This window comes from Haladaptatus salinisoli, from assembly GCF_020614375.1.
Classification (GTDB): domain Archaea; phylum Halobacteriota; class Halobacteria; order Halobacteriales; family Haladaptataceae; genus Haladaptatus; species Haladaptatus salinisoli.
On record NZ_CP085329.1, the window covers coordinates 186,295 to 199,357 of the forward strand.

Annotated in this window: 15 protein-coding genes; 5 read left to right on the plus strand and 10 right to left on the minus strand. The window is 65.4% G+C overall.

All coding sequences use genetic code 11. From position 1 onward, the window contains the following. Position 1 precedes the first annotated feature (1 nt). The 4 genes from LIX00_RS18845 to LIX00_RS18860 all read left to right on the plus strand — a co-directional run bounded on the left by LIX00_RS18845 (position 2) and on the right by LIX00_RS18860 (position 5,427). Positions 2 to 1,153: an ABC transporter ATP-binding protein gene (locus LIX00_RS18845; protein WP_227356553.1), complete on the plus strand. Its 1,152-nt coding sequence runs from the start codon at positions 2 to 4 to the stop codon at positions 1,151 to 1,153. Between the two features lie 48 nt (positions 1,154 to 1,201). Beyond that, the gene (locus LIX00_RS18850; protein WP_227356554.1) at positions 1,202 to 2,713 is read left to right on the plus strand and encodes an aldehyde dehydrogenase family protein; all 1,512 of its coding nucleotides are present in this window, start codon (positions 1,202 to 1,204) and stop codon (positions 2,711 to 2,713) included. 154 nt (positions 2,714 to 2,867) lie between these two features. Further along, positions 2,868 to 4,292: an aldehyde dehydrogenase family protein gene (locus tag LIX00_RS18855; protein ID WP_227356555.1), complete on the plus strand. Its 1,425-nt coding sequence runs from the start codon at positions 2,868 to 2,870 to the stop codon at positions 4,290 to 4,292. A 1-nt stretch (position 4,293) separates the two neighbouring features. Then, a complete protein-coding gene (locus LIX00_RS18860; protein ID WP_227356556.1) occupies positions 4,294 to 5,427 on the plus strand; it encodes a saccharopine dehydrogenase family protein in 1,134 nt (377 codons plus the stop codon). A 32-nt stretch (positions 5,428 to 5,459) separates the two neighbouring features. Here LIX00_RS18860 and LIX00_RS18865 read toward each other — a convergent pair whose 3' ends face one another. From LIX00_RS18865 to LIX00_RS18880, 5 genes are all read right to left on the minus strand, one after another. Next, entirely contained in the window at positions 5,460 to 6,620 is a 1,161-nt protein-coding gene (locus LIX00_RS18865) for a DUF763 domain-containing protein (RefSeq protein WP_227356557.1), read from the minus strand. A gap of 84 nt (positions 6,621 to 6,704) precedes the next feature. Continuing rightward, the gene (locus tag LIX00_RS18870) at positions 6,705 to 7,106 is read right to left on the minus strand and encodes a hypothetical protein (RefSeq protein ID WP_227356558.1); all 402 of its coding nucleotides are present in this window, start codon (positions 7,104 to 7,106) and stop codon (positions 6,705 to 6,707) included. A gap of 95 nt (positions 7,107 to 7,201) precedes the next feature. Beyond that, positions 7,202 to 7,642 carry a P-loop NTPase family protein gene (locus tag LIX00_RS26165; protein WP_368410774.1) on the minus strand — a complete coding sequence of 147 codons (441 nt, stop codon included), beginning with the start codon at positions 7,640 to 7,642 and terminating at the stop codon, positions 7,202 to 7,204. Between the two features lies 1 nt (position 7,643). Further along, the gene (locus LIX00_RS26170; protein ID WP_368410775.1) at positions 7,644 to 7,811 is read right to left on the minus strand and encodes a hypothetical protein; all 168 of its coding nucleotides are present in this window, start codon (positions 7,809 to 7,811) and stop codon (positions 7,644 to 7,646) included. Positions 7,812 to 8,023: 212 nt separating this feature from the next. Continuing rightward, a complete protein-coding gene (locus tag LIX00_RS18880) occupies positions 8,024 to 8,332 on the minus strand; it encodes a high-potential iron-sulfur protein (RefSeq protein WP_227356559.1) in 309 nt (102 codons plus the stop codon). A gap of 88 nt (positions 8,333 to 8,420) precedes the next feature. On the opposite strand from LIX00_RS18880, the gene LIX00_RS26010 reads away from it, so the two are divergent. Continuing rightward, positions 8,421 to 9,068 carry a helix-turn-helix domain-containing protein gene (locus LIX00_RS26010; RefSeq protein ID WP_303659903.1) on the plus strand — a complete coding sequence of 216 codons (648 nt, stop codon included), beginning with the start codon at positions 8,421 to 8,423 and terminating at the stop codon, positions 9,066 to 9,068. A 14-nt stretch (positions 9,069 to 9,082) separates the two neighbouring features. Here the strand turns inward: LIX00_RS26010 and LIX00_RS18890 are convergent, their stop codons facing one another. The 5 genes from LIX00_RS18890 to LIX00_RS18910 form a co-directional block, all read right to left on the minus strand. Continuing rightward, positions 9,083 to 9,343 (minus strand): lipoyl domain-containing protein, encoded by a 261-nt coding sequence (locus LIX00_RS18890; protein ID WP_227356560.1) that lies wholly within the window; start codon positions 9,341 to 9,343, stop codon positions 9,083 to 9,085. After that, positions 9,340 to 10,362, minus strand: a complete 1,023-nt coding sequence (locus LIX00_RS18895) for an alpha-ketoacid dehydrogenase subunit beta (RefSeq protein ID WP_227356561.1) — start codon at positions 10,360 to 10,362, stop codon at positions 9,340 to 9,342. The genes LIX00_RS18890 and LIX00_RS18895 overlap by 4 nt, the downstream gene beginning before the upstream one ends. After that, positions 10,362 to 11,369: a thiamine pyrophosphate-dependent dehydrogenase E1 component subunit alpha gene (locus LIX00_RS18900; protein WP_227356629.1), complete on the minus strand. Its 1,008-nt coding sequence runs from the start codon at positions 11,367 to 11,369 to the stop codon at positions 10,362 to 10,364. Before LIX00_RS18900 ends, LIX00_RS18895 begins: the two co-directional genes overlap by 1 nt. Positions 11,370 to 11,619: 250 nt before the next feature. Beyond that, complete coding sequence (locus LIX00_RS18905) at positions 11,620 to 11,952, minus strand: DUF2182 domain-containing protein (RefSeq protein WP_227356562.1); 333 nt, start codon at positions 11,950 to 11,952, stop codon at positions 11,620 to 11,622. 145 nt (positions 11,953 to 12,097) lie between these two features. Continuing rightward, complete coding sequence (locus tag LIX00_RS18910; protein ID WP_227356563.1) at positions 12,098 to 12,772, minus strand: hypothetical protein; 675 nt, start codon at positions 12,770 to 12,772, stop codon at positions 12,098 to 12,100. Between the last annotated feature and the right edge of the window lie 291 nt (positions 12,773 to 13,063).

Genomic DNA, 13,063 nt, shown 5'->3' on the forward strand with positions numbered 1-13,063 from the left:
CATGGTGAGATACGACGTTCGACTCGACGGAATCACGAAGCGGTTCGACGACGTGGTCGCGGTCGACGACGTAAGTCTCGACATCGAAGCCGGAAAGTTCCTCACCTTACTCGGCCCCTCGGGGTGCGGGAAGACGACGCTACTGCGGTGTATCGACGGGTTCGAGACCCCCACGAGCGGTGACGTGTTCATCCGCGGCGAGCGAGTCAACGACATTCCGCCGTTCGAGCGCGACACGAGCATGGTGTTCCAGTCCTACGCGCTGTTTCCGCACATGACCGTCGGCGAAAACGTCTCGTTCGGCCTCGAAATGCAGGGGCTCCCCGACCGCGACCGGGCGACCGACGGCGGTGTCACGACGAACCGCGGGTTCGGCGCGGCCTTCAAGCGGCTCGTCGGTCGAAGCGGAACCGAAGAGATAGACGCCCGCGTCGCCGAAGCGCTCGAACTGGTCGAACTTCCCGGGTACCAGGACCGGAGGGTGAGCGAGCTTTCGGGCGGCCAGCAGCAACGAGTGGCGCTCGCCCGCGCGTTGATCACCCAACCGACCGTGCTGTTGCTCGACGAACCGCTCGGCGCGCTCGACCTGAAGCTTCGAAAGAACATGCAGGTCGAGCTGAAGAACCTTCAGGAGGACCTCGATACCACGTTCGTCTACGTCACGCACGACCAGGAGGAGGCGCTGACGATGAGCGACGAAATCGCGGTCATGAACGACGGTCGCCTCGAACAGCTCGGATCCGCGACGGAGATATACGAGGAGCCGGAGACGGAGTTCGTCGCCGACTTCATCGGCGAGACCAACCTCATCAGGGGTGCCTACGCCGAGACGCCGGAGGGCGCGGTCGTCGAGCGAGACGGATTCTCGTTTCGCGTGCCGCACGAACCCGACGCCGACGGGGAGGTGTCGTTCGCCGTTCGACCGGAGAAGATCAGATTAGGAGCGGACGCGCGAGGACTGGACAACGCGTTCGAGGCCGAAGTGACGGAGGAGATATACAAAGGGAACCTCGGCAAGTTCGTCGTGGAACTGCCGAACGGCCTGGAGCTCACCGTCGACATGCAGATAACCGACCGCGGCGAGTATCTCTCGACCGGTCGAACCGTGACGGTCGGGTGGTCGGCCGACAACGCCGTCGTGCTGACGCGGTGAGGGACCGACCGTGCAGGGGACGATTTCGAACACGATACCCGTTTTCCAATGACAGACTACACCGACTCACTCGGAGCGAATCACGAATCGGCGATAGAAGACGCGACCGACGGCGTCACGTTCGGCGTCGTCGTCGACGGTGCGAGCAGAGCGGCGGCAGCCGACGAGACGTTCGCGCCCGACGACCCCGCGATCGCAGCGCCCATCGCGGACGTGGCGCGCGGCCGCAGGAAAGACGTCGACGACGCGGTAGCCGCGGCGACGGCGGCGTACGAGGGCGAGTGGGGCCGGACGACGCCGATGGAACGCGGCGACGCCATTCGGGAGTGGACGGACGTGCTTCGCGACCATCTCGACGAGCTCGCCCTCCTCGAAACCCTCGAAGTCGGAAAGCCGTTATCGGCCGCGCGTGCGGACGTTTCGACGGGTCTGGACTTCTTCGAGTACTACGCGGCGGCGGCGGTCGGCGAGGAAGGGTCGGTGCCGCCCGTCGGCGAGGACTCGTTCGCGTACGTCAGGCGGGAACCGTACGGCGTGACCGGCCAGATTCTCCCGTGGAACTATCCCGTCCTCCTGATGGGCTGGAAGGTCGGCGCGGCCCTCGCGGCGGGGAACACGTCGGTGACGAAACCGGCGGAACAGGCCCCTCTGGCGGTGATACGGGCGGCTCAACTCGCGGAGGGTATCCTACCGGACGGCGCGTTGAACGTCGTTCCGGGGTTCGGCGACGAGGCGGGCGCTGCGGTCGCCGGCCACGACGGCATCCGAAAAGTATCGTTCACGGGGTCGGTTCCCGTCGGCCAGGAAGTCATGCGGGCTGCTGCGAACGACGTGACCCCCGTCACGCTGGAACTCGGCGGGAAGAACCCGTTCGTGGTGTTTCCCGACGCGGACGTGGAAGCGGCGGCGCGGACGGCGGTCGTCGCCGGTCTCTACAACAACGGCCAGTCCTGCGACTCGGGGACCCGCCTCGTCGTCCACCGAGACGTGAAAGAGGAGTTTCTCGATCGCTACCTCGACGCCGTGGAGGCCCGGACGGTCGGCGACCCGCTTCGAGACGCGAATCAGGGACCGCTCTGTTACGCGACGCACCGGAAGAAAGTCGAAGAATACGTCGAACTCGGCGAAAAAGAGGGAGCGACCGTTCTCGCGGGTGGAAATCGTCCCGCCGACGCGGAACTCGAGAACGGATACTTCTTCGAACCGACGGTGTTCGGCGACGTGGAACCGGGGATGCGAATCGCGCAGGAGGAGGTGTTCGGCCCGGTTCAGTTCGTCTCGGAGTTCTCGACGTACGAGGAGGCCGTCGACGTGGCGAACGGGGTGACGTACGGACTCACGGCCGGCGTGTTCACGCGGGACGCCTCGCGCGCGCACCGGGCGGCCGCGGACATCGAGGCGGGGAGCGTCTGGGTGAACCAGTACTTCGGCACCGTCCCGGGAACGCCGTTCGGCGGATTCAAGCAGTCCGGTATCGGCCGCGAGTGCGGAAAAGAGGCGCTCTCGGAGTACACGCAGAGCAAGTCCGTCCACCTTTCGCTCGGCGACCCGTCGCTTTGACGCCCTCCCCGTAACCGTTGGCCAACCGCCCCGCGCGGCGGACCAACCATCGACAGATTCGATAACCCGGCGATTCAGACGAAATCTTTACGCTGTCGGGCCCAAATCCCAGAAAGATTTTTGGCACACCTCCTCATTTGATAGGGTGACTCACATGAGACAGCTTTACATAGGCGGAGAGTGGGTCGACGCCGAGTCAAACGAAGGTATCGACGTCGATTCGCCCGTCACGGGCGAGGTCATCGACACCGTCCCCGACGCGTCCCCGCACGACGTGCGGAGAGCGGTCGAAGCGGCCCGTCGCGCACAGCGCGAACTCGAGGAGATGACCGCGTTCGAGCGGGCGGCGGTGCTCGACGAGGTGACCGACTACTTCGAGGAACACGAGGACGAAATCGCCGAACTCATCACCCGCGAAGAGGGGAAACCGCTCCACGAGTCCTACGAGGAGACCGAGTACGTCATCGAATCGAGCGACGACTACGCGCACGACGCCATCCGCCTGTTCGGCGACGTCGTCCCCTCGGAGTTCCGGGGGCGGTTCGCGTACACCCAACGCGAGCCGTACGGTCCGTGCGCGGTTATCAGCCCGTGGAACTTCCCGCTCGAAGTCCCCGGCGGCAGCATCTACTCGGCGATCGCCACCGCCAACCCGGTGGTGTTCAAACCGGCGGAGGAGACGCCGCTGACGGCCTACCACATCGCGAAGGCGTTCGAGCGGTCGAGCCTCCCGGACGGTGCTTTCAACCTCGTCACGGGCGCGGGCGAGACCGGCGCGGAGTTGGTCGGTCACGAGGACGTTCGGCTCATCGCCTTCACCGGTAGCACCGCGGTCGGCCAGCAGATCGCGAAGACTGCCGCGGAGCGCAACGCCCAGTGCCTGCTGGAGATGGGCGGGAAGGACCCGATTCTCGTCCTCGACGACGCCGACGTGGACCACGCCGCCGAGAGCATCGTGATGGGGAGCAACTGGAACGCCGGCCAGGTCTGCTGCGGTACCGAGCGCGTCATCACGACCGAAGGAATCCACGACGAGTTGGTCGATGCGGTGGTGGAGAAGACCGAGGCCCTCACGCTCGGCGACCCCTTCGAGGAGGGAACCGACGTGGGACCGATGGTGAGCGAACGAATCCAGCGAAAAGTCAAAGACCACGTCGACGGTGCGGTCGAGCAGGGCGCACGACTGTTGACCGGCGGCGACACCGACGGTCTGTTCTACGACCCGGCGGTGCTGGACGACGTGACCGAGCAGATGGACATCGCCACCGAGGAGACGTTCGGCCCGGTGACGCCGGTCGTCCGCGTCGACGATTACGAGGCGGCCATCGAAGTCGCCAATCGTTCGCGGTACGGCCTTCAAGCGGCCATCTTCACCGATTCGCTCGAACGGGCTCACGACGCCGCCAATCGCCTGAAGGCGGGCGGCGTCTTCGTCAACGAGACCAACAACTACTGGGAGCGGTTGCTCCCGTTCGGCGGATACGGCGAGAGCGGTTCCGGCGGCCGGTACGGAAGCAAGTGGCACCTCGAAGCGATGACGCAAACGAAGGCGGTCATGATGAACTATAAGAATTACTGATATGAAGGTGATTTCGCTCGGCGGGTGCGGTGCGATGGGTCGCGCGACGTCCCACGAACTCGCGGAGAACGGTGACGTCGAACTGATCATCGCGGACGCCGACCGCGACGCCGCCGAGGACCTCGCCGCCGAACTCCCCGGCGAGGTCGACGCGACGAGGGTCGACGTGACCGACCGCGACCGACTGGTCGACGTACTCGTCGACGCGGACGTGGTGGCGAACGCGCTTCCCTACTCCTTCAACGTCGACGTGATGGAAGCGTGTCTGGAGGCGGACGCTCACTACCTTGACCTCGGCGGACTGTACCACAAGACGCGAGAACAACTCGAACTCGACGGAGCGTTCGACGACGCCGGACTCACGGCGGTCCTCGGCATCGGTGCCAGCCCGGGACTGACGAACGTCGCGGCCGCGCGGGGTGCCAGCCGTCTCGATCGCGTGGACGAAGTTCACATCCGAACCGGGGCGAAAGGCGGCGGCGACGGGTTCGCTTACTCGGCCAAGACGATACTGGACGAACTCACCATGAACCCCGTCGTCTTCCATGACGGCGAGTTCGAGGAGCTCGAACCGCTCTCCGGCCGCGAAACCTACACGATGCCGGAACCCGTCGGCGAAGTGGAGGGGTTCCACAGTATCCACTCGGAACTGGCGACGATGCCCGACACCTTCGAAGGGGTCGAAACCGTGGATTTCCGGGTCGCGTTCTCGCCCGACCTCGTGAACATCTGCGACGTGCTCATCGGGTTGAACCTCACCAGCGAGGAAGAAGTCGAGTTCGCGGGGGCCGAGTTCAGTCCCCGCGAGTTCCTGGACTGGCACCTCGACCAACAGCCGAAACCCGGCGCGGTGGAGGAGTGGAAGTCGTTCCGGGTGGACGTGGTCGGCGAGGAAGACGGCGACCCCGCTCGCTATCAGCTTACCACCGTCGTCGAGTCTCGACTCGACGACTGGGGGTTGAAGGCGACCGCGGTCTGGACGGGTGTGCCGATGGGCATCGCGGCGGAACTCGTCGGCCGCGGTGACGTGCTCGACACCGGAGCTAAGCCGCCCGAACAACTCCTCGACCCCGAACTGTTCATCGACGAACTCCGGGAGCGCGGCATCGAAATCGTCGAAACGCGGCGCGAATGAGGCGGTGACGAAAGGCCACCCCGCTCGGCGGTTCACTGCTCCAGTTTTGCGAGCCGTTCGAGCGAACTCTGTTCGGTTTCGCGGTCGATATCCGCGCCCTCCAGCATCGAACGCATGTACTCTATCGACCGGTCGTATCGCTCGCGCTTGACCGGGTGCGGCGTTCCGTCCTTCCCGCCGTGGGCGAAGGCGTACTTCGCCGGGTCCTCCCGGGAACTCTCGGTGTCGTAGACCAACTCCGCGATCAGCGCCAGCGCTCGGAGCGAGCCCGGTCCGATTCCCTCCAGTTCCACGAGTTCCTCGTAATCGTCGGGTTGGTACTCGTAGGCTCGCTGAAGCTGGTCGAGCGCCCTCTCGGAGACGTCCACCCGACGGAGTCGGTGATGATCGGGCATCGTCAGGTCGGAACCGGCGGTCAGGTCGATTCGGGTGCGCTCGCCCTCGCTCGCGTCTCCGGCCGCTTCGCCGGTCGACGCGTCGGAACCGAAATCGGCCAACGAGCGCTGTCCTCGCAGTTCGCGCTTGAGGTGGGCCGGGTCGTCCCGCACTAGGTCCACCGACACGGCGCGGGTCTCCCCGGACGACTCGGCCGTGAGATCCAGCGGGTCGGAGCGGCGCTCCTGCGCGCAGATGGCCGTCTGGGGTTCCTCGACGAAGCTCCGGACGTCGTCGGCCAGCCAGTGGTACCGCCGCGCCGTCGAATCGCTCATCCCCTGCTGGACGACGCACCACGTCCCCGTCTCCGAAATCGCCATGGTGTGGTGGTACAGGACGTGGGAATCCTGGACGCAGCCGTTGTCCACCGCCGCGCTCATCCGCGAGATTCGCTTCAGTTCGTCGCGGGTTTCCGCCGAGATATCGAGTCCGCTGGCGTCTATCTCGTCCGGCGTCTTTCTGGACGTCGCACCCTTCCCCCCGACCACGGCGATGCCGTGTTTCTGCGGGGAGAGCGCCGTTTTTAGCGCCCCCATCGTCGTCGTGGTGACGCCCGAGGAGTGCCAGTCGAATCCGAGGACGCACCCGAGCGCCTGGAACCAGTACGGGTCGGAAAGTCTCCTGACGAGTTCGTCCCGGCCGTACTCCTCGACGACCGCCTCCGAGATGGCTCCGCCGAGGTCGACCATCCGGTCGAAGAGCCACCGCGGCGTGGAACCCGTGTGCAGAGGGAGGTCGGCGCTGGCGCGTCGAGTCATCGATAGCCGACGCTAGGGCGCGGAGCGGTAAGAGTGGACGGCGGGGAGTGAAAGTGACGGGGAAGGCGGCCGTTCCAAAAAAGTTCAGAGCTTCGCGCCGCGATTTCGCCACGCCAAGACGAGGCCCGCCACCAGCGCGACCACGACGACCGCGTGGTACACGACGTCCGGGAGGGTTCGGGGGCCGATGCCGACGATGATCGTCCAAATTCCGACGAGCGTACCGAGCAGCGCGAACGCCTGTACGCCCGCGGCGACGGCGAACAGCGAGCGCGGACGAACCAGCGTCACCGCCAAGCCCACGAGCAGCACGGTACCGAGCACGCTTTCGGCGAGCATCGCCTCGCGGTGCTCGTATCCGGAGAGGAGGATCCCCGCGTGAACTGCGGCGGCGAGGAGGAACGAGACGCCCTCCGCACCCAGCAGCGCGCGCATCGTCCGTTTCGTGGACTCTCTCCGTTTCACCCGGTTAGTCGACGTTTCCATGCCGTCTAAGACGGGGGCGGACACGTTGACCGTTTAGTCGAACACGTTCGACGTTTCGCAACGGTCGTCGGAGAGTTCCCGCCGAATCCGCGCTACTAACGACGAACCGGCCGATTCGACGACGCCGACCGTCTACCGAACGGCCGAACTCGACGCTCGATCGAGGCAGTACACGACCACCGCGGCGAGCAGTAAATCGAGCGCGACGAGCACGACGAGCGACGGGACGATGACGCCCCCATTCCCACCCGGAAAGCGTGATCGTTCGGGTGGCGTCCGCCCCGTACGTGACCGGGTTCGCCGAACTGACCGCTCGAAGCCATCCCGGCAGCGCACGCTCCGGGACGAACGCCGTGCTCGCGAAGAGTAACGGGAACTGGACGAGATTCGTCGCGCGTCTCGGCGAGGCCGGCGAATTCGAGGAGGTCGTCGATCCGGTCCCTCCGGTCGTCGGCGGGAACGCCGTAGGCGCGACAGGCGAACCGGAGGTTCTCGCGGACGGTGAGCGCCGGGTCGATGCTCGTCTCTTGAGCCATGTTACCGATCGCCTCCGAAGAACTCGCCGCTCGGGATGTCGAGCGTGACGTCGGATACCGCTTCGGTACCGTTCGAGTACGTCAGCCCGATGTCGGTCGCTTCGATGGCTTTCGCTCGCTCGCGGCCGATTTCGGTCGTGCGTCGAGGAGGTTGCATGGTCGTGCTCACGGCGTCTAGTAGGCCGCCACCCGCCGTCGTCGTTCGCGCGAAGATGTTCGCGGCATCCGACGGGCGATCGAACCGTCGACCGGTCGATGATTCGAAGGGACGCCGGCGGTGCCGTCGTCGTCGGAGACCGTTCTCGCGCTCGCGGACGATGGTAACGCATCCACAGAGCGCGCCGTCGAAACGGGAAGTCCGCCCGGTAGGGCGGGGAGGAATCACCCCTTGGAGTACACGTTACACCACGCATCCGGGGCTATCTCCCCCTCGACGCGGCTGCACGTGCCCGCGCCGTCACCGTTTTCCGGCGGATCGTAAAACCGACAGTTCGAGCACCGCTGGTCACCTTTCGGACGATTTCGATAGTTCACCTGCGCTTTCGATGCCTTTCCGGTGATACTCGAACAACCCGCGACGGAGATGGCGCTCCCGGCTCCGAGCAACCGAAGGAATCGACGGCGTGCCGTCTTCGTGTGCGTCGGTGCGTCGAACGTGCTTTCGACCGCGTCGGTATCGGATCGTCTCATGCCACAGAGGAAGCGGGAACGCACCGTAGTCGTTCGCTCGAACGTGTTCGCAGGTACGCGGATAAGGCCGGCCGTCGACGATACGGATATGCCCAGGGCACGAGTGAAGTTCAAACCGCCGGGGAACGCGCGCGGCGGTCCGTTTCGGTTGTCGAGCGAGCGCCCGAACGACGAGTTTCGAATTCTGAGCGCCTACCCGACCGAGAAAGGGTTGTTCGTCGTGTTGGAGGCGACGATGGCGGATACGTCGGTCGTTCTCGATATGTTCGAGGGTGCGCCGAGGTCGAGGGTCTCCTCCTACGAGGTGCTCCACGCCGACGAGCGGACGGTCCTGCTGCAGTTTCAACTTCCGTTCGTCCCCCCTCCGTACCGGGCGCTTCTGGCCTCGGGAAATCTGCCGCAGTTTCCCTACGTCCTCGATGACGGCTGGCTAGTCTGCGAGCTCACCACTTCGCAGGAACGACTGTCGCGGTTCCGAGACGAGTTGGAGGGGACGGGATTCGCCTTCGAGGTCGTCTGGGTCACCCAGTCGCTCGACCCGACCGAGCTCTTGACCGACCGCCAGCGGCGGTTTCTTACCGAAGCCGTCGAACGCGGGTACTACGATACGCCGCGTCGGTGTTCGCTCACCGACCTCGCGACCGCGCTGGAAGTCAGCAAATCGACGGCGAGCGTCGTACTCCACCGCGCCGAGGAGACGATCATCAAGGAGTTCTTCGCAGAGCCGGCGGAGTGAGAAAACGGAACGCGTTACTCCGCTCGGATGCGCCCCAATACGTCCCCCCGCGCGAACTCGCCCCCTTCGGGAACGAGCACGTCGACCACCTCGCCGCCCGCCGGCGCGGGAACGTCGACGCTCACCTTCTCGATCTGAATCTCGGCGATGGTACTTCCTTCTTCCACGCGCCCGCCCTCGCGGACGAACCAGTTGGAAACGACCGCCTCCTCGACGTCCTCGGCGTCCTCGGGCCACACGTCGGCGGAGTCGACGTCGACCGTTCCCCCGCTCATCCCTGTAGCTCTCGGATCGCGTCGGCGATGTCGTCCGCGTCGGGGTTGACTTCCCGTTCGAGCGGCCGGGCGTACGGAATCGGCGCGTCGGGCATCGTGACCCGTCGGACGCCCTCCAGATCGTCGAGGGCGCACTCGGTCGCCTGGGCGATTATCTCGCCGGAGACGCCGAACGAGCGGTAGTCCTCGTCCACGACGACCAGTCGCCCGGTCTTCTTCACCGACGACTCGACGGTGTCGGTGTCGAGGGGCACGAGCGTTCGCAAGTCGACGACCTCGGCGTCGATTCCCTCGTCGGCCAGTTCCTCGGCGGCCGCGAGCGCCCGGTGGACGTGCAGGCCGAGCGTGACGACGGTGACGTCCTCGCCCTCGCGTTTCACGTCGGCCTCGCCGAACTCGACGGTGTAGTCGTCCTCGGGCACCGGCGTCTTCGGCCCCTCGGGCGCGGGCATCCAACCGATGCCCATCAGCCGCTTGTGGAAGAGGTAGACCACCGGGTCGTCGTCGCGGATGGCGGCGTGCATCAGCCCCTTGGCGTCGTAGGCGGTCGACGGGACGACCACCTTCATGCCCGGAAGGTGGGCGAAGGTTCCGTACAGCGTCTGCGAGTGCTGGGCGGCGTCGTTGTACGTGCCGCCGACGGCCGTCATGAGAACCATCGGGACGTTGACCGCGCCGCCGCTCATGTACGTGTTCTTCGCCATCTGGTTGTATATCTGGTCCATACAGACGCCGAAGAAGTCGACGAACATCAGTTCGGCAATCGGACGCATTCCGGCCTGCGCCGCGCCGACGGCCGCGCCGATGAAGCTCGTCTCGCTTATCGGCACGTCCATCACGCGGTCGCGGCCGAACTCCTCCAACAGCCCGTCGGTGCTGTCGAAGATGCCGCCGTAGTCGGCGACGTCCTCGCCCATGACGAACACGTCGTCGCTCGCCTCCATCTCCGCCGCGATGGCCTCGACCATCGCCCGACTCATCGTGAGTTCGCGCTCGGTCGCCTCCTGCGCTTGCGCCATCAGTCGTCACCCCCCGTGGAAGTCGCCGGCCTCCGCGGCCAGTTCTCCGGCGGGTTCGCGAACACGTCCTCGTACGCCGCCTCCGGGTCGGGTTCTGGCTGCTCTTTGGCCCACTCGATGGCGTCGTCGACGCGCTCCTCGGCGCGCCGGCGAATCGCGTCGAGGTCGTCGTCTTCGACGTCTCGCTGGCGAAGGTCGTCGGCCAGACGCTCGATGGAATCAAGACGCCGGGCGCGCTCGGCGTCCTCTTCCGGGCGGTAGGCTTCGGCGTCGCCCATGAAGTGACCCATCCGGCGGTGTACCTGCACGTCGAGCAGCGTCGGACCGTTGCCGGTGCGGGCTCGGCCGACGGCGTCCGCCGCGGCGTCGTACACCGCGATTGCGTCGTCGTAGTCCACTCGAACGCCGGGCAGGTCGAACCCGTCGGCGCGCTGCGCGCAGTTCTCGACGTCCGTCACCCGCCCCTTGGGCATGCTGATGGCCCAGTCGTTGTCCTCGACGACGAACACGATCGGCAGGTCGTGGACGCTGGCGAGGTTGAGCGATTCGAGGAAGCCCCCTTGACTGACGGCGCCCTCGCCGAGGAAGGCCACGGCCACGTCGTGGGTGGCGCGCTTTTTCGCCGCGAGCGCGGCCCCGACCGCGGGCGGACACCCCTCCGCGATGATGCCCGAGCACGCGAAGTTCACGTCCGGGTCGAACAGGTGCATGTGACCGCCCTTCCCCTTGCAGAGCCCGGTTTCGCGGCCGAATATCTCCGCGGTCATCCGCTTCAGGTCGACGCCTTTGGCGATGGCGACGTGGTGCGGTCGGTGCGGCGCGGTGACGGTGTCGTCGTCTCGGAGGTGGGCGCACACCCCCGCCGCGGCCGCCTCCTGCCCGGCGGCGAGGTGGAGTTCACCCGGTATCGGCCCGGCGGAGATGTCGAACGCCGGCTGTTTGCCCTCCAGGTACTCCTCTTGGAGGCGTTCCTCGTAGTACCGCGCGGTCACCATCTGCTCGTACATTTCCTGTAACTGGTTAACACTGGGCATACCTTTCGCGCTCGAATACCACGACCGTGTTAATAAAAATGAACCATCGAGAGGACGTCGTGTTCGACGTCCGACGGAGAACGGAGAGGGAGAAGCGAGCGTCGCCGTTCCGTCGTCCCGGCGGGGCTCTCCTTTCAGCGAGCTATTTTGATGATTCGGTCACAACAGATTAGGTTCGACGGCCGGTATCCTCCTTCGTCGGGTACTGGGTATCACGTACCAGTCAGGGGGTACCCGACGCGCGAGGGGGAGCATCGGAATCCGGGGCGACCGCCGAACCGATTTCTGCCGACTCTCCGGGTGCTGCTCCGGATTTTCGATTTCCGCGACGCCGAGCGATCGCGACCTCCGTCGTGGCGAACGCGGAACTCGTCGGAGTCGTCCTCGCAACCGAACCGCACTGGACCACCGGGACCGCGATGAAGGCGATCCCGGTCGTTCCGGCGACGATACCGGTCGCACGGACCAGCCGATCGCCCCAACCAACTACCCGTTCGAGCGATAGCACCACCGTGATGACCGCCGTCCAGAGGATGTTCATCGAGCCCGCGACCACACGAACGCGAACAGGGCCCTAACAGCTGCCGACGCAGAAGGCGCCGAACTTCCAACTCGTCTGGACGGCCCCGCGAACGCCCGGATGGTAGTGGCGACGAGTCGGTAAAGGACCGTAGAATTCGTCGAAACGGGAAATCCAGTTCTCAGCTCCCGGACGAGTACTCGACGGTGACCGTTCTGACGGCGTAGATGTCGTCCCAGTCGCTGTCCCTGTCCATCAGCAGTACCATGATTTCGACCTCGCCGTCCTCGACGTTCGCCTTCTCGAACGCTTTCGGGTGGACGTCGATGGTGTACTCGCCGCTCTTCTCTTGCGAGACGTTCGATCGCGCGCCGAGCGTCCCGTTGGTGTAGCTGAACCGCGACCCGTTGTCGAGCGACCCGCCGATGTAGACGAGGAAGTACGGCTCACCCACCACGTCGCCGTGGTCCGCGGGGTCGATGTTCTCCATCTGCGTGTCGGCGGTAATCCGCAAGTCGAAATCCGAGTAGCCGCCGCCGCTCGCTTCGGTCTTGTCCACGAACGAGACGCTCTCGATTCGGTCGCGCTCCTCCGACTCCATCTTGTTCTGGAGCGGCGTGTTCGGAGGCGTGGGTTCCGACCACGCCTCCGTCGCGGTGGTGGTCGTTCCGCCGGTCGTGGTGGTCGTCGCGGTCGTGGTCGGCGTACTCGTGGCCGCGGTCGTGGTCGCGGCCGTGGTCGTGGCCGTGTCGGCGGACGTCGTCGCGGCGGCGGTCGAGGTAGCTGCCGATGTCGTGTGAGTCTGATCGGGCGTTTGTTCGGTGTTACCGCCGAGCGACGCGCAACCCGATAACACCAAACAAACGACGAGCAAAATCGAAATAGCTGTTCTCGTCATTGCGTTACTGACAACCTCGAACGGAAGTCTGCAGACCCCACCAATAAATCCGCAGTATTCGTTAATTTGCGGCCGTTAACCGAATTACGATAGTAATTTCGACGATAAATACGGTTACGATTTACGAGATGTGAAAACACCACCGGCGGTCCGAGACCGGGTGATGATCGATTTCGAGCGAGGAAAGTAACGGTATCGGTCACACCCGTACGATTGACAAGTACTCCGCGGGACCGCGAAACCTGATAC